The sequence below is a fragment of the Psychromicrobium silvestre genome (assembly GCF_013408295.1).
GTDB classification, from domain to species: domain Bacteria; phylum Actinomycetota; class Actinomycetes; order Actinomycetales; family Micrococcaceae; genus Renibacterium; species Renibacterium silvestre.
Map to the genome: position 1 here is coordinate 854,517 of NZ_JACBYQ010000001.1, position 15,436 is coordinate 869,952.

General features: G+C 58.0%; 17 protein-coding genes. 1 reads left to right on the forward strand and 16 read right to left on the reverse strand.

Annotation, left to right across the window (positions count from 1 at the left end; all coding sequences use genetic code 11):
* Positions 1–37: 37 nt before the first annotated feature.
* The 5 genes from FHU41_RS04090 to FHU41_RS04110 form a co-directional block, all read right to left on the reverse strand.
* Complete coding sequence (locus FHU41_RS04090) at positions 38–964, reverse strand: tyrosine recombinase (protein WP_179388338.1); 927 nt, start codon at positions 962–964, stop codon at positions 38–40.
* Between the two features lie 192 nt (positions 965–1,156).
* Complete coding sequence (gene dprA / locus FHU41_RS04095; protein WP_179388339.1) at positions 1,157–2,395, reverse strand: DNA-processing protein DprA; 1,239 nt, start codon at positions 2,393–2,395, stop codon at positions 1,157–1,159.
* A gap of 17 nt (positions 2,396–2,412) precedes the next feature.
* Positions 2,413–3,948 carry a YifB family Mg chelatase-like AAA ATPase gene (locus tag FHU41_RS04100; RefSeq protein WP_179388340.1) on the reverse strand — a complete coding sequence of 512 codons (1,536 nt, stop codon included), beginning with the start codon at positions 3,946–3,948 and terminating at the stop codon, positions 2,413–2,415.
* Positions 3,948–4,304, reverse strand: coding sequence for a YraN family protein (locus tag FHU41_RS04105; RefSeq protein ID WP_343046238.1), 357 nt, complete (start codon positions 4,302–4,304; stop codon positions 3,948–3,950). Before FHU41_RS04105 ends, FHU41_RS04100 begins: the two co-directional genes overlap by 1 nt.
* A gap of 163 nt (positions 4,305–4,467) precedes the next feature.
* The gene (locus FHU41_RS04110) at positions 4,468–5,565 is read right to left on the reverse strand and encodes a glycosyltransferase family 4 protein (RefSeq protein WP_343046239.1); all 1,098 of its coding nucleotides are present in this window, start codon (positions 5,563–5,565) and stop codon (positions 4,468–4,470) included.
* 108 nt (positions 5,566–5,673) lie between these two features.
* On the opposite strand from FHU41_RS04110, the gene FHU41_RS04115 reads away from it, so the two are divergent.
* On the forward strand, positions 5,674–7,140 hold the full coding sequence (locus tag FHU41_RS04115; protein WP_179388342.1) for a lipopolysaccharide biosynthesis protein: 1,467 nt from the start codon (positions 5,674–5,676) through the stop codon (positions 7,138–7,140).
* On the opposite strand, the gene FHU41_RS04120 is transcribed toward FHU41_RS04115, so the two are convergent.
* The 11 genes from FHU41_RS04120 to FHU41_RS04170 form a co-directional block, all read right to left on the reverse strand.
* Positions 7,122–8,393 (reverse strand): hypothetical protein, encoded by a 1,272-nt coding sequence (locus FHU41_RS04120; RefSeq protein ID WP_179388343.1) that lies wholly within the window; start codon positions 8,391–8,393, stop codon positions 7,122–7,124. The two genes, FHU41_RS04115 and FHU41_RS04120, sit on opposite strands and share 19 nt — an antisense overlap.
* On the reverse strand, positions 8,390–9,544 hold the full coding sequence (locus tag FHU41_RS04125) for a glycosyltransferase (protein ID WP_179388344.1): 1,155 nt from the start codon (positions 9,542–9,544) through the stop codon (positions 8,390–8,392). Before FHU41_RS04125 ends, FHU41_RS04120 begins: the two co-directional genes overlap by 4 nt.
* Positions 9,534–10,292 (reverse strand): YveK family protein, encoded by a 759-nt coding sequence (locus tag FHU41_RS04130; RefSeq protein ID WP_179388345.1) that lies wholly within the window; start codon positions 10,290–10,292, stop codon positions 9,534–9,536. The genes FHU41_RS04125 and FHU41_RS04130 overlap by 11 nt, the downstream gene beginning before the upstream one ends.
* 161 nt (positions 10,293–10,453) lie before the next feature.
* Positions 10,454–10,780, reverse strand: coding sequence for a DUF2469 domain-containing protein (locus tag FHU41_RS04135; RefSeq protein WP_179388346.1), 327 nt, complete (start codon positions 10,778–10,780; stop codon positions 10,454–10,456).
* A gap of 7 nt (positions 10,781–10,787) precedes the next feature.
* A complete protein-coding gene (locus FHU41_RS04140) occupies positions 10,788–11,501 on the reverse strand; it encodes a ribonuclease HII (protein WP_246279426.1) in 714 nt (237 codons plus the stop codon).
* 3 nt (positions 11,502–11,504) lie between these two features.
* Entirely contained in the window at positions 11,505–12,473 is a 969-nt protein-coding gene (gene lepB, locus FHU41_RS04145) for a signal peptidase I (RefSeq protein WP_179388347.1), read from the reverse strand.
* Positions 12,473–13,153, reverse strand: a complete 681-nt coding sequence (lepB, locus tag FHU41_RS04150; RefSeq protein ID WP_179388348.1) for a signal peptidase I — start codon at positions 13,151–13,153, stop codon at positions 12,473–12,475. The genes lepB (FHU41_RS04145) and lepB (FHU41_RS04150) overlap by 1 nt, the downstream gene beginning before the upstream one ends.
* Before the next feature lie 20 nt (positions 13,154–13,173).
* Positions 13,174–13,533, reverse strand: coding sequence for a 50S ribosomal protein L19 (gene rplS / locus FHU41_RS04155; protein ID WP_179388349.1), 360 nt, complete (start codon positions 13,531–13,533; stop codon positions 13,174–13,176).
* Positions 13,534–13,759: 226 nt separating this feature from the next.
* Positions 13,760–14,557 (reverse strand): tRNA (guanosine(37)-N1)-methyltransferase TrmD, encoded by a 798-nt coding sequence (gene trmD / locus FHU41_RS04160; RefSeq protein WP_179389122.1) that lies wholly within the window; start codon positions 14,555–14,557, stop codon positions 13,760–13,762.
* Position 14,558: 1 nt separating this feature from the next.
* Complete coding sequence (gene rimM, locus FHU41_RS04165) at positions 14,559–15,092, reverse strand: ribosome maturation factor RimM (RefSeq protein WP_179388350.1); 534 nt, start codon at positions 15,090–15,092, stop codon at positions 14,559–14,561.
* Positions 15,093–15,193: 101 nt separating this feature from the next.
* Entirely contained in the window at positions 15,194–15,436 is a 243-nt protein-coding gene (locus tag FHU41_RS04170; RefSeq protein WP_179388351.1) for an RNA-binding protein, read from the reverse strand.

Sequence of the window (15,436 nt, forward strand, 5' to 3'; positions counted from 1 at the left end):
GAGGCAGACGGCTCGGGTCCGATGTGTGACCAACGGTTCAGGCTCGCGGATGAGCCTGCCGATAGCTGGCCCGCAGCCGGTCCACCGAAACATGCGTGTAGATCTGAGTGGTAGCCAGAGATGAATGCCCCAGGATCTCCTGAACGGCGCGTAAATCCGCGCCACCGTCGAGCAGATGGGTCGCCGTGCTGTGTCGCAAGGCGTGCGGGCTAGTAGCGGAGGTGTCCCCCAAAACCTCAAATCCGCGCCCGACGACGGAACGCACCTGGCGCTGATCAACCCGCCCGCCGCGAGCCCCCAGGAAGAGTGCCGCCCCGCTTCCCTGCCGATACAGTGCCATCCGAGAACCGTTCAACCAATGCTGCAAAGCCCCGGCCGCGGGCTTTCCAAACGGAACGGTGCGTTCCTTATTGCCCTTACCGAGTACCCGAACCGTACGGCGTTCAAAGTCAAGATCATCAAGGTCCAGAGCCACCAACTCCCCCACTCGGAGCCCTGCGGCGTAGAGCAGCTCAATCATGGCTTGGTCTCTGACGGCGAGCGGATCGCCTCCCGAGGCATCGGCTTCCAGCGTCGAGATAAGTCGTTGCATCTGTTCTTGGTGGAGTACTCCCGGCAGGGTTTTCTGCCGTTTCGGGGCTTTGAGCCGCAAGGTCGGGTTCTCCTGGATGAGACCCTCGCGAAGCGCCCAAGCCATCAGGGTGCGCACCGTGGCTGATCGCCGAGCCAGGGTGGAGCGAGCCAACCCGGCCACGCTCTGCTCGCCCAGCCATTGCCGAATCGTGGCTAGATCAATATCGGTCAAGGATCGAGCACCGTCCGCAAGGGCGAAGTAGATCAAAGCCTCAGCGTCGGCCAAATAGGCTCGTACGGTGTGCACCGAACGGGCGCGTTCGGCCAAAAGATACCGTTCGAAGCCAGCTAGCACCCCGGCGAAGGGCTCCGGAAGCTCGGTCTCGGTCACTATTCCACTGTGCGGCTAATGGCTTCTACAATCAAGAAGGATCGCCGTCCTCAGCCGATTCAATCGTGCATCGTCCGTTGATCGCGACCTTCCCGGTGCCGATCCCCTCAGTGCTAATATCCTCAGTGCCGATCGCTCAGTGCCGATCGCTCAGTGCCGATCGCTCAGTGCCGATCGCTCAGTGCCGATCGCTCAGTGCCGATCGCTCACCCCCGATCTTCGATGCGAACGCAACCAGCCCTCGGTGCCCCTTTTGGCTAGGCCCAGTACCTCCAAACGACCTAGGCCCGCCCGGACGGCACCCTCCTGGAGCCCGGCAACGGCACTTAGCTTTTCCACCACGGCTTCGCTGCGCAGCGGGAGCGCGTCCAGCAGCATGAGGTCCTGCGGCGAAAGCCCATCTGTTTCGCGGCTCTCCGTCGAACGCTCCCCTGCCATACTGCCGATTGGCAGCACTAGTTCGAGGATCTCGGCAGCATCCGAGACACACTGTGCTCCTTCCCTCAGTAGCCGGTGACACCCCGCTGAATTCGCCGAATACACCGATCCAGGCACGGCGGCCATGGCTCTCCCCAGGCCGAGCGCATGATGTGCCGTGTTCAGCGCACCGGAACGCCAACGGGCCTCCACCACGACTGTCGCGCAGCTAAGAGCAGCGATTAACCGGTTGCGTTGCAGAAACCTATACCTGGTCGGATTAGATCCTGGAGGAACCTCCGCCAAGAGAATCCCTCGCGCTGCAACTTCCCTCAGCAGTCCCTCATTTCCACTCGGATAGAACCTATCCAAACCGCCAGCCATAACGGCAATGGTTGGTAGCCAGCCTCCGGGCTGCACACCGGGCTGCATTCCGGACTGCCTCTGCAGGGCAGCCCGGTGTGCTGCGGCATCGATACCATAGGCACCTCCTGAAAGAATCGTTTTGCCCGAACCGGCCAGGCCATGCACCAATTCGGCGGTGACCGATTCCCCATACCGGGTACTGTCCCGCGAGCCAACCACGGCTATGCAATCCTCTAATTGCGGAATCAAACGATCTGCCGCCATAGCTGCCGATCGGTACCAGAGTCCTATCGGCTCGGTTAGCGCCAGATCGCTCAAAGCCCTTGGCCAGGCTGCATCTTCGGGAATCATTAGCCCACCACCCAGGCGCTGCATCACCCCGAGATCACGTTCTGGCGCCAAATCGGCAAGCCTCGGGCGCCAACGAGCTAAACAGTCCTCCAGACCACGCCATTCCAGTGCGGTCTCCTCATCCAGAAGCTCCGCCACAGCTCTCTCGGACTCAGCATCCAAGCGAATCCGGCCGACTGCCACGGCGAGCGTCTGTACCGGGCCTAGAATCTTCAACAAAGCCATTCCTTGCAGATCCGAAGGTTCCATCAAGCGGCTTAAAGCGGCTCTGGCTATTCTGGGATTCAGCTCGTCCATTCCTGTTGCAGTTCCTTTCATCGCTGAAAGCCGTGCTGTCGCATGCTCAGGGCTTGCCCCAGCTGCTCCGGTCCCGGCTGCGTTTCACTCGCCAAATCGGCAAGCGTCCAGGCCAGACGAAGCACCCGGTCATATCCTCGAGCGGTCAACATTCCTCGTTCTAGAGCATGATCAACAACTCGAGTGGTTGATTCCGGCAATCGCAACGGTCCGCGCAGAAGCTGCCCTGAGATCTCAGCATTGAACCCCAAGCCGAAGCGGACCAGCCTAACCGAGGCTCGTTCCCTGGCCTCGCGCACCCGGGCGGATACCGAAGCGCTACTTTCCGCCGAACCCTGCGCCGAGAGCTGAGCGAGTGAAAGCCTGCCAATAGACAACTGAATATCGACTCGGTCAAGGAGCGGCCCAGAGATCCGATTGAAGTACCGTTTGCGAGCCATCGGCGTGCATTGACAGTCCATTCCCTTGCCGGTGGCATTTCCACAAGGACAAGGATTGGCGGCTAACACGAGTTGGAAACGAGCCGGATAGGTCGCCGTCCCCGCAGCCCGATGCAAGATCAGTTCCCCACTTTCCAGGGGTTGCCGGAGGGCGTCGAGAACCCGACGGTCGTATTCCGGCGCTTCATCGAGAAAGAGCACACCGCGGTGTGCTCGGCTGGCCGCGCCCGGACGCGGCAAACCGGAACCACCACCCACAATCGAGACCATGCTCGCGGTGTGATGAGGCTTTTCAAACGGTGGACGGCGAATCAGTTCCGACCTGCTGGCAACTACCGCGCCGAGGGAGTGAATGGCAGTGACTTCCATAGCTTGCATATCGTCCAGATCCGGCAGCAGCCCCGGCAGCCTCTCGGCCAGCATGGTCTTGCCAGCCCCCGGTGGCCCCAACAACATGAGGTGGTGCCCGCCCGCCGCAGCTACTTCGAGCGCGGCTTTGGCCTCCGGCTGTCCCGCTACCTCCTTCAGGTCTGGCTCCCGCCCTTCCAGCGGACTGGCAATTTCGGCAGCAGCATCCTGGCCGGTATCCAAGATCAGATCGGTAGGGTTCGCTCCGAACTCCAAGGCAACTTGTGCCAAGCCGGGAAAGCTTCGGACCACGGCGCCGGGCACTAAGCTTGCTTCCTCTAAATTGCCGGGAGCCACCACAACCTCGGGGTAACCTGCGCGAACAGCCGCCATCACAGCGGGCAGAACCCCTCGGATCGGTCTCAGCCTACTGTCCAGGCCCAGCTCGGCTAGGAAAATTGTCCGTCCCGGATCCCGGATATCTCCCGCGGCTCGTAGCGCCGCCATCACCATGGCCAGGTCAAAGGAGCTCCCCCGTTTCGGCAACGAGGCTGGTAGCAGATTAATCGTAATCTTACGTCGGCTGAGCGGAATTCCGGCATTATGAGCCGCCGAGCGAATGCGCTCCTTCGCTTCCATTAGTGAAGCATCCGGAAGGCCCAAAAGCTGAAAAGCCGGAAGGGTTTGCCCGATGTCCGCTTCCACTTCCACCAGATGTCCGTTTAGGCCAATCAGCGCCACCGCGAATGTTCTGCCTAAACTCATTAGCCCACACCCCGCAAATGCTCGATTTTCGGCTCTGCGCCTTGGGCCAACAGCACCGCCACCGCATCAAGGCGAAGCCGAGCGGTAAAGAATCCATGATGTCTGGCCCAAAGCACGGCAAGAGTGCGCAAGCGATGCAATTTGCTCTCAGTTATCGCTTCAAAGGGATGGCCATAACGAAGTGAGCGACGAGTCTTGACCTCAATAATCACCAAGATCTCCCCGTCAAGGGCGACTAGGTCAATCTCACCGCTCGGGCAACGCCAATTGGCATCGATCATTTCGAAGCCTCGCCGCTCTAAAAACTCCGCGGCAAGAGCCTCTCCTGCTCTGCCCAACTCCTCTTTGCTTCTCACCACCTCAGCATCGAGGAAACTAAGCCTTAGGAACAGCAAGAATCCCAAATACCTCCGCAATGTGAGGAAAGTGCCCTTTACATGCACTTGGGGAGGAAAAGACAACACTCCCGCTCCGGACCACATAACCCGGTCCGGAAGAGCAGCCTTCCGGAAGTGCAGCCTAGAGAGCAGCCCCCAAAGCCGATAGATAGTGCTCGGCATAGCTCTGAGGAGTAACCGTATCTTGGGCTTGTTGAAGAGCTCTTGCTCTCAGCTCGGAAGCTGAGTCGCTGGCAGGATCTATCGACGCTAGTACCTCGCGTAGATGATTCGAGTCGCCTGCCCGGTAGACCCGACCGGTCTCTTGGTCCTTGACCAGCTCGCTGCTACCACCCTGGTCCGGGACAACCACCAGCACTCCGGAGAGCTGAGCTTCTAGCACGGTGCGCCCCATCGGCTCGCGATGGTTAGCAACCACAACCACGTCCAGGTTATCCAAAACTCGCTCCGGAGCCACCTTGCCCTCATCGATAAAGCGATTACCCAGTTCTGCTTGACCGTAGGCACGAACTTCATCGGAATTATCATTGACGGAACCATCACCGGAACCACGAACGATCATGACGGACTCGTCATTAAGGCCTGCGATAGCTTCGGCAAGTAGTAGATGGTGCTTTTCCTTCACTATCCGGCCAAGGATTCCTATCCTCTTAAACGGCGAAGGTTGTTCAACTGCGGAAAGGGCTTCGGCAGGTCCGTGAATAACATGCACAGCAGGGGCGAGTCCGGCGACTTGATTGGCGGTAAACGAGCTGCAGGCAACCACGCTGTGCACTGATCGAGCAAATAACCTAAGCAACTGAAGCCCACGCTTCCCCGGCAAGTTGTCATGTAGATCAAGCACAAACCTGGCTCTATTACGCCCCAGCAGAAGCCTGGTGAGCGGAAGCCCGACGAGCAAGTAGTAAGTGAAGAGAACCACCCTGTCGAACTCTGCCGCATTTCTCCGATAGGATCGCCAAAGTATGAAATTTTCCTTCAGCTTGGACTCCGTTGGTGGGGCGGATCCGTCAGCAAGTAATGCTGAGCGACCGACCTGCTGCTGCCATTGGGTTTCGATAGTCCCGGGGAAACACACCAGATCTACGGTAAATCCACGATCTTTCAGAGCACGTGCGAGCATGAACATGCTTTGCTCGGCTCCCCATACTGACCGCGCCGACGATATGAACACAATTCTTCGTTTAGGCGCTTGTCGTTTCGCAGCCATCACATTCATTCAACCCCAATTAGCCGTGATATCACCTCTGCTGGCTGATCTCCTACCCGCCAGATCAGCTCGTCCTCTGTTCGGAACCCAACTACACACAGGACCGTTTTCATCATAGTGAACTCTTCGCCTCGCCAAAAATCCAGACTTACCGGAAACATAGTATGGAACTACTTCTCCGGTATTGCCAGCATCGTCGGCTTGCTCTTGCTTTATCCGTTCGCGATCGCCATCTCCGGCGCTGAAGCTTATGGATTGTGGGTTTTGGCCTTCGGAGCGATTCAGCTCTTCACACTTTCAGATTTTGGCCTGGGCACCGGAATCGTACGCTTATTGGCGGTCATCAAGGACCCCTTGGAGCGACGACGATTCGTCACCCTTGCAACGACTATTTTCCTCAGCCTGGGCGTTTTGCTGCTGGCGATTTTTTCCGTGGCCTTTCCGGCCTATTTGAACACTGTCAGCATCAACGCGCAGGTAGCTAAGCTCTTGCCCCTGCTGGTCCCACTCACGGGGTTCACCTTATTTGTATCGATCGCGGGACGCGCCTATAACGCGGTGCTGTGGGCCGAGGATCGACCCGATATTGAGAGAAAGAGCTCTCTGGCTGGTCTGATCTTGCGGGCAGCCGGATACGCTGTTTCCTTCTGGGCGGGCTGGGGGGCTGTTGGCGTGATCCTCTCGGAAGCCATTTCCCTGATGATTCCCGCGGTGGTCTGCGCGATTGCAGTTTTCCGTCGATACTCCTGGCCGGTCTTCCACCGAGGTAGTTTTAGTATTCATGGTTTGCCGCTGCTCAAGATGAGCGGCGTGCTTTTCATTGGTTCCTTTGCGCTTCTGGCCGGATCTCAATTTCCGCTCTACGTGGTTGGCACCACCTTAGGCCTAACCGCAGCCACGGCCTTCGGCGGTTTGATGCGGCTCTATCAAAGTTGCCGCCTGCTGCTTTCTTGGATTGCGAATCCCTTTATCCACCCGATTATGACCAGCACCAAAGAAGGCCTCCTCGCCCTGTACAAACGCTGCGCCGGGCTGGTCTGGTCTCTGGGGCTCCTGTTGGCGATACCCGTCTTTATCTTGTCCAAGGACATTATTGATATCTGGCTAGGCCGGTCGTCCGAGTTTGCTCAGGGCGCACTTGCCATGCTCGGAATCGGTATTCTTGCAGACGCCGTCATTCAGCCGGCTAGCCAACTGGTGAACCTACGTCGCAACCCCTGGCTAATTTCCCTAGCAAATATGGGTGTGCTGCTGTTGAGCATCCCGCTCATTCTGTGGGCCTCTTCAAGTGGCGACATCACCCTGACCACTTTGGCAACCGTCGTCGTACCTTTTGTTGCCTGCCCGCTATATCTGATCTGGGCTTGGCAAACCGTAGGCTTACGCTGGACCAAAGAACTAACGGTAAACGCGGCCTTGCTGATAGCTGCCCTGGCCCTCTTGGTTCTTGTACTTCTCTTGTTTAGGGCGATTCCCATACCGATTCTAGGGCTGGCCTTAGCCGGGTTAAGCGAGCTAGCAGTGGCCGCAGTGGGTTATCTGTTCATTCGACGGCGGATGGGCGCTCAGCTAGCCACCGGCTGAGTTGCGGACTCACTCAGGGGATTCGGATCGTCAACGGGCTGCCGGAGCCGTCTCAAGCCATACGCTAAGCCCGGGAATCCATAGAGCCAGAAGGCGGAGTCATAGCTGATTGCCAAGCCCGCCGCAACGACCCAGATAACGAGTGCGGATAGACCGAGTATTTTCAGCTTTGTTGGATCTCCAAGGATAACGAAAAGCGCCATGACAATAATGATCGGCAAGCCGAAAAGTACGCCGTTTTCAAGCACCAGCCTCAGCAGCACGCTGTAGACATCGGGCAAAACGGTGGAGTGCGGAAGATCATCGGTTCGGATTTTTCCGCTCAGGAAGTACGGGCTGGAGTTACCCCGGCCAATCCCCAAGAAAAAGACCTGAACATCGCTAACGACGTATCGCGCGGCGGCCGTAATTGAACTCCAGCGGTCCACCCAAGACCAATTCACGCTGTTCTGCCGTTGATTCACCACACCCAGCGCAGCCACTCCGGCGGCAAAAAGCACCGGCGGCAGAATAATGACAATAATCCCGCCAAGGCGTTTCATCAGCGGCAAGAAGATGCAGAGGACGATCAGCAGAAGGCTGACAATCGCGGTACCCGAGCCGCTGATGGCAATCACCCAGCAGGTGAGGGCAAGCGCGATCCAGTCGAATAAACGTAACTTACGGCCCAGCGATGAAGCCGTGAGAATCAGTGCGACGGCAACAATACTGAGCGACCCGGCCATAAAGGAAGGTTCCGGAAAGAGACCGAACGGCCTACGAATATAGGCTGCGATGGTTGGGGCGAGGAGCCTGACCGGCGCATATCCGGGGACGTCATAGATCCATAGCCAGGGAACAGTCCCCTGGTCCAGGAAAAAATACTTTTGTACCAGCGAGATCCCGGCGCTGAAGATCAAAATTACTCTCAGCCATCTGAGCAATGCCGATTTGAGCACAAGCACTGCCACGACCATCGCGGAGAGAGGAATGATCGCCAGCACCCAGGTGAGGCTAGTGGCCGGCGACCACGCTTCCCCACCGAAAAACAGTCGGAGGAAGGTCGCGAAAAATGGAGCCAGCAGGGTGAGGAGCGAAAGCCAGAGAATGCGAGAATCTCGGAACCAGCGAATCAGGAGATACGCACCAAAAAGGCTCGATATCGGCATGTTGGTGCTGATGCCTATGGACACGGCAAAATAGGGAAGTACCGAGGTAAGGATTAAGCCGACCGCAACAATCTGGTCGAATCGGTTAAATTTCTGCTCCGTCACGTCTGATTCCGGCGGCCACCCAGGACAGCCCCGGCAACCAACTTCCAGTCACTAAAATCCTCAAGGTCAGCATTCTGCGCAGCCCGCTGGCCAGCCTGAAAAGCCTTCGCCAAGCCGTCAGCAAAGCCTGCCGGGTCGCGGTGATCGGCGAACTCAATGGCCGAATAGTCCCCCGCCTGTTCACGTAACGAGGGTAGATCCGAGGCGAAGATCGCAGCCTTTGCGTGCATCGCCTTGGTCAGCACACCACTCTGTGCGTCAAAGTGAGTGTAAGGGAGGACGACGAGTCGCGCCGACTGTAGATATTGGTCGAATTCGCTGCGCTCAAGGAAGCGATCCTGCAGCGTTACGTACTCTGAGCTGGCGGCTAGAGCAGCGAGCTTCACCCGAGTCTCTTCTTCGTCGCTCTTGCCTGCTACCAGCAGCGGCACCTGCGCGGTATCGGCTGCACTCATTGCGAGCTCAACGCCCTTATTGCTTCGTAGCTCGCCGATGCACAGTGCGCTGTCTTTGAGGTCATAGGCTGATGATTCCGGCTTCGATAGCTCCTGCGGATTCGATAACCTACTGGACATTGGAAGCGAGACAGCGCTTAGCCGATCGCCAACAATCTCGGACAAGGTTTTTCCTTGATTTTTCCCGTGGGTAACCACCCTGTCCGCGGTTTTCATACTGCTGGTTTCTAGTCCCATCAGGAGCCGCTGCCGAAATCCTGCTTCTTTGCGATCGAAATGCGGCTTTGCGTTGTGTACAAAAAGCACCACTTCAATCCGCTTTCCCGCCCGTAGCAAGGAAGCGAGCGGATACTTGCTGGTTTCAAGGACGAGTTGCCCATCGTCACCCATCGTTCGGCTGACCCGGCGGATGGCGCGGTGCTCGGTCAAAAGGTCGATGACCTGGCGCAGCGGGCGAAGCAGATTCTGTACTCGTCCACCGGTGAGCCTCCGGGGAGGGAGAACTTCCAACAGTCTGACGCCGGGCTGTTCCAGGGTTCCTAAGTAGGCGGCTGCTCCCGGCCTGCTGACTAAAAAGCACTGCTCCACGTCTGCTTCGGCGGCGATGGCCATAGCCAGATCAGCCGCATGCTCGATTTGTCCACCGTATTCAGTCGGGCAAATTACAGCAACCTGGCGTTTCTGGTTATTTTCCATTTCCTGCGGTGTTCCCCTTCTGTTGCTTCAGATTCTGTTGCTTCACAGCCTGGGCTTGAGGTTTTGCGGCAGCCGAGGAACTCGCCGAACTCGGTGGCCGGGGCTGTTTCGGCGCTTCAACGCGTACAAGCCCGTTCTCAACCACGGGCAGCGTCTTTCTTTGACCTCGGATCAGCGCAGCAATCAAGCCCACCGCAAAGCCAACAAATCCACCCAGGGCAAGATTCATCGATCGGTTCGGCGAAGAGGGGTCAGTGGGGGTGGTGGCCTCGCTCAAAACGACGATGCTGACCGGGGAGGTCTTCCCGGTGGTGGGGTCCAAGGTTCCGGAATCATCCTTCAGCCTCGCAGTAATCTTGGCCGCGATATCGCTCGCCAGCTTGGGATCTCCGGCTGAAACCTTGACCGTAACCACGGGCGTACTGGGGGTGGATGAGGCGGAGACCATTCCGGTCAGTTGCCCTAAGGTCATCTTTAGATCGAGTTCGTCAATGACCGGTTGCAAAATACTTTGGCTGGTGGTCAAAATCACCAGCGACTGAGCCCTTGCTTCGGCGAAGACTTCTCCTTGTTGAAGTTCGGCTATGGTGCCAGTTGTACGAGTCGAAACGAAGACCTGAGTCTCCGAGACGTACACTTTCGAGGTTATCGTCGTGGCGACCAAGCCGCCCGCAAGGCCAAGAGCGATACCGATAAGAACAATCCACCAAGACCGTCGTAATGCTCCCCAAAGATCTTCAATCCGCATCGCGGTCCCCTTCGCTTGAACTACTGAGTGTGGCCTTCGAGCTCCAACCGCAAGCCGTGGGATGGTCCTCCCACACTCAAACATCCGTGCCAATTATGGTTGTTGACACTTGGAATTAAGAAATCGACTCGAGCCCGGAAGCTCGCTCAGTCGGCTTAGAATCAGTTGCCGAGATCGGTTCCTTTGGGCAATTCCAGGTCGTCATTCTTGGCCAACTCTTCTACGTTTACGTCCTTAAAAGTGATCACCCGAACGTTTTTCACAAACCGTGCAGAACGATAGACATCCCAAACCCAGGCATCCTGCAGACTGAGATCGAAATAGACCTCGCCATCCGCAGATTTCGCCTGCAGATCGACGTGATTAGCTAGGTAAAAACGCCGTTCGGTTTCCACTACATAGCTGAACAATCCGACCACATCCCGATACTCGCGATAGAGCTGCAACTCCATATCGGTTTCATAGTTCTCAAGATCTTCAGCACTCATCTAACCATCATCCCTCAACCTGACCATTCGCCGCATTCGCCCCTGCCGTACCGCCCAGCCGCCAGCTCATCCGATGCCATTTACTGGGGCCGTACTGATCAATCGCGGCGCGGTGTGCAGTGGTGGCGTAACCTTTGTTCACCTTCCAAGCGAACTGAGGGTGATCGCCGTCGAGAGCGACTAATAAAGCATCCCGCTCCACCTTTGCCAGCACACTCGCGGCCGCAACGCTCAGACACTGCAAATCAGCTTTCACTTTGGTGTGCACCGGGACGTCCACACCACCCTCAGAATCCTCCGAAGTGGCGAAGAGGTCCAGTTGCTCACGAGCCGAGAGCCAGTCGTGATTACCATCCAGGATCACGGCCTCGGCTCGAACCCCCGAACCAAGAAGGAAATTCCAAGCTCTAGTGCCGGCTAAGCGCAGAGCAGCCATCAAGCCCAAGGCATCGATCTCATCAGCCGCGGCGTGCCCCACCGCATGACCCACCGCCCACTGTTTGATCAGCGGCACCAGGGCTTCGCGCTCGGCCGCGGAGAGTAGCTTAGAGTCCTTGACTCCTGCCAACGGCTTTTGCGAGGAGGCGTCCACTACCACGATCCCCACGCTGACCGGACCGGCCAGAGCGCCACGCCCCACCTCATCCGCTCCCGCGACGAACCGGCAGCCCGAAGCCATCAGTGCACGTTCGACGGCGAGCGTGGGTGCGGCGGCAACCATAACTTATTGCCCCGTCGGAACCGGGCTGGAGCTGGTCACCGGGGTGGAGCTGGGCGCAGGAACATTGCGGAAGGTACCCGGGTAATTCCCCAGGATGGTCCAACGGTTCAGCGGCCAGGCGATCACCGTCGCGGTGCCTTCAACATCGTTTTGGTCAACAAAGCCTTGGCTTGGCAACTGCTGATGCCAGCGAGAATCAGCGGAATTGTTCCGGTTATCACCCATCACCCAGAGTTTTCCGGCCGGAACCGTGACATCAAAGATCGCATTGGGTCCAAGCGCGTTATTGGAACCCGGGAACAAATATGGCTCGTCCAAGGGCTGGCCATTGACCGTGATCCGGCCCTGGGCGTCGCAGCAGATCACGTGATCCCCGGCTAAGCCGATCACTCTTTTCACCAGGTGCTGCTGTGATTCATCCGGCATTAGACCGATAAAGACCAGCGCTTCCTTGAACCAGTTACCGCTTTGCTGCGGAGTCTGCGTTTGTTCGGCAGCAAGCCAGCCCTGGGTGTCCTTGAACACCACTACATCGCCGCGTTGCAGCGCGAAGGGCCGGGGCACCAGTTCATTGATGAAGATCCGGTCATCGATCTGAAGCGTGTTCTCCATAGATCCGGAGGGGATCACAAAAGCCCGGAAAAGGAAGGTCTTGAGCAGGAAGGAAAGCACCAGGGCAATCGCCACTACGATGACGATTTCCTTGAGCCAGGACAGCGGTCCGCTGGACTTCCTAGCTTTTTTGGCTACCGTCTTCACCGCTAGAGCCTCTTTCTCCGCAGCAGCGGGATCCTCAACCTTTGCCGCAGCGGGGCTAACGGCATCCTCAGAGCCGGCATCCTCAGAATTGGCAGCACTCTGCTCAAGATCGGCAGCTGCGGTGACCGAAGCAACCTCCGGCTCGGCACGCCGTCGCCCGGTCCGCCGATCTGCTGCTGATTCTTCAGCCGGTTCCGGCGTCGGGTGCGACATTACTGTGCGCCTTTCTGTGCATCAGGACCAATCATGATCCGTGGTACGGTTCCGGCCTTGTCTAAAGGCCAGAGAATCTGGATAGGACGACCGATGACCTTGTTGACGGAGATGAGTCCCCCACCGGGAGCGCCTAGGAGAGATCGTGAGTCAGCTGATATCGAGCGGTGATCCCCCATCAGCCACAACTTACCCTCTGGCACCACCACATCAAAGGACATGGCGCTCGGTGCGTCGCCTGAGAAGAGGTAAGGCTCATCAAGTGGCTGACCATTGACGGTGAGCTTACCGTCAGCGGAACAGCACTTCACCTCGTCGCCTGCTACACCGATGACTCGCTTAACGTAGACGGTATCGCTTCCGGCCACACCGAGAAACTGGCCCACTCCGGAGAGTGCATCTAGCAGTGGCCCGCGGCCCGAATTGAGCGGATCGAAGGATCCCCGCCCATCGAAAACCACCACGTCACCGCGGTGTATTGAGCCAAAACTGTAATCGGTACGGGAAACGGCAACCCTGTCTCCGGTAACAAAAAGCGGGTCCATCGAATCTGAGGGGATGTAGTAGACCTCGACCCAAAAGGCTCGGATCAAGGAACTCACCAGCACCACCAAGACGATGGTCAATACGACGAAACGCCAGCCCAGTTTCCTGGACTGACGTTTCGCTGAAAAGTTCAAGCTAGATCCTTCGCAGCAATCTACTTGGCAACGATGGCGTCGCGCTTTTCTTTGATCTTGGCAGCCTTACCGCGCAGATCACGCATGTAGTACAGCTTGGCCCGACGAACGTCGCCACGGGTGACGACCTCGATCTTTTCGATGATCGGGGAATGTACCGGGAAGGTACGCTCCACGCCGACGCCGAAGGAGACCTTGCGGACGGTGAAGGTCTCGCGCACGCCGTTGCCCTGGCGACCCAGGACGAAGCCCTGGAAAACCTGAACACGAGAGCGGTTGCCTTCGATGATGTTCACGTGAACTTTGAGGGTGTCACCGGCGCGGAAGTCGGGGACATCATTGCGCAGGCTGGCTGCGTCGAGGTTATCAAGGATGTGCATAGTGCAACTCCTGGTGAACGCCATCGGTCATTCACTTTAATCGCGACCGCCGAAGCTCACTCCGGTCCGGAGCGGCGACGACTGTCGAAGTGTTATTTCCGGCCCTGATGCAGGATTGCTGGGCCGGTGTGATTGTCCGATGAACCTACTCCCCCGATGGCAGGAAAGGCTCAACAAGCACAGCTACCCATTCTGCCACAATCTCCGGTAGCCGCACTAATCAGAGTTATTCTGCGAGAACCTGACTGAGTTCACCGTCGACGACGGCGTACCCCAGTTCCGCGAGTAACCCCAGATCCGCTTTATTCAGCTCCGCGACACTGAGCTGGGCAATCAAGTCCGGGCGCCGCACCGCCGTCCTCCGTAATTGCTCATCGCGCCGGAACCGGGCAATCTTGGCGTGATTGCCGCTCAGCAATACCTCGGGAACCTGGTTGTCCCGCCAATCAGAAGGTTTGGTGTACACCGGGTATTCCAGCAGTCCGTCCTGGTGAGATTCCTCAATAAGGGACTCGGGGTTACCCACCACCCCCGGCAGCAGCCGAGCCACCGCCTCGACCATGGCCAGCACCGCCACCTCACCACCGTTGAGCACATAGTCACCTAGGCTCATCGGACGCACCCGGTAGTTCTGCGCCGCCCATTCCAGGACTCGCTCATCGATGCCCTCATAGCGTCCGCAGGCGAACACCAGATGTTCTTCGGCTGCGAGTTCCTCGGCGATCGCCTGGGTGAAGACCTCTCCCGCGGGTGAAGGAACCACCAGTACCGGCTGCCCGGCCTCAAGTGTCTCGGTGCCGGGCTTCAAGGATTCCAGCGCCTGCGCCCAAGGCTCCGGCTTCATCACCATCCCGGCGCCGCCGCCGTAGGGGGTATCGTCCACGGTTCGATGCCGGTCATGGGTGAAATCACGCAGATCATGCACCGTGAGTTGCACTAAGCCATCCTGCCGAGCCTTACCGATCAGACTTAACTCAAGGGGAGCCAGATACTCGGGAAAGATGCTGATCACATCGAAACGCATCTCAGCCTTCAGTCCCCTCGGCGTTCTCACTATTGAGTTCGAAGAGTCCGTCTGGTGGCGTGATCCGAATAAAACCCGCTTCGACATTTACCTCGGGCACGATCTGCTCTACAAAGGGAATCAGCACTTCGCTGCCGTCGAGGGCGGTAATTTCCAGCAGATCCTGCGCGGGCATGATGTTCAGTGCGCTCACCTCGCCAACCTTTTCGGAGCCAATTCGCACCTCCAGGCCGATCAACTCGTGTTCGTACCAAGCATCGCCCTCGACTTCCTCGCTCCCGGTTTCATCGAGATCGAAGGTTAGCCGGGTTCCGCGGAGTTCCTCCGCCCGGTTGCGATCCGGGACTTCCTCGAAGCCGAGCAAGAGAATGTCCTTGTTCCAGCGTGCGCTGGCGACGGTGAGCACCTCACCTTTTTCGGTGTTGAACACCTCACCGGGAGCGAACCTTTCCTCGGGAACGTCCGTGAACACCTGCACGGTCACTTCACCGCGAATCCCATGCGGCTTGCCTATCCGGGCTACCTGCACCTGCATGTTTCTCCTGGGGTTTCAGTTACTGGGTTTCATTGTAAAAGTCTGTTAAAAGAAAGGGCTCCGGCACGAATGCCGGAGCCACAATCTTAGCGTGTATGTTTCTAGCGACGCCGGTCGGTGTCAACCACGTCGACCCGTACCTGATCGCCGCCCGCCAAGGCTCCCACCACGGTGCGCAGGGCGCGAGCGGTACGTCCTTGACGTCCGATCACCCGGCCCAGATCTTCCGGATGAACCCTGACTTCCAGGGTTTCACCGCGGCGGTTATTCCGCAGTTCAACCTGGACATCATCTGGGCTGTCCACGATTCCGCGAACCAGGTGCTCCAGAGCCTCGGCTAGCAA

Coding starts and splice junctions, on each gene's coding strand:
- FHU41_RS04130 (WP_179388345.1), bottom strand. CDS start 10,292: ATGCGGATTGAAGATCTTTGGGGAGCATTACGACGGTCTTGGTGGATT.
- FHU41_RS04140 (WP_246279426.1), bottom strand. CDS start 11,501: ATGGTTGCCGCCGCACCCACGCTCGCCGTCGAACGTGCACTGATGGCT.
- trmD (WP_179389122.1), bottom strand. CDS start 14,557: ATGCGTTTCGATGTGATCAGCATCTTTCCCGAGTATCTGGCTCCCCTT.
- FHU41_RS04125 (WP_179388344.1), bottom strand. CDS start 9,544: ATGGAAAATAACCAGAAACGCCAGGTTGCTGTAATTTGCCCGACTGAA.
- FHU41_RS04110 (WP_343046239.1), bottom strand. CDS start 5,565: ATGAATGTGATGGCTGCGAAACGACAAGCGCCTAAACGAAGAATTGTG.
- lepB (WP_179388347.1), bottom strand. CDS start 12,473: ATGTCGCACCCGACGCCGGAACCGGCTGAAGAATCAGCAGCAGATCGG.
- FHU41_RS04100 (WP_179388340.1), bottom strand. CDS start 3,948: ATGAGTTTAGGCAGAACATTCGCGGTGGCGCTGATTGGCCTAAACGGA.
- dprA (WP_179388339.1), bottom strand. CDS start 2,395: ATGGACGAGCTGAATCCCAGAATAGCCAGAGCCGCTTTAAGCCGCTTG.
- FHU41_RS04135 (WP_179388346.1), bottom strand. CDS start 10,780: ATGAGTGCTGAAGATCTTGAGAACTATGAAACCGATATGGAGTTGCAG.
- rimM (WP_179388350.1), bottom strand. CDS start 15,092: ATGCAGGTGCAGGTAGCCCGGATAGGCAAGCCGCATGGGATTCGCGGT.
- rplS (WP_179388349.1), bottom strand. CDS start 13,533: ATGCACATCCTTGATAACCTCGACGCAGCCAGCCTGCGCAATGATGTC.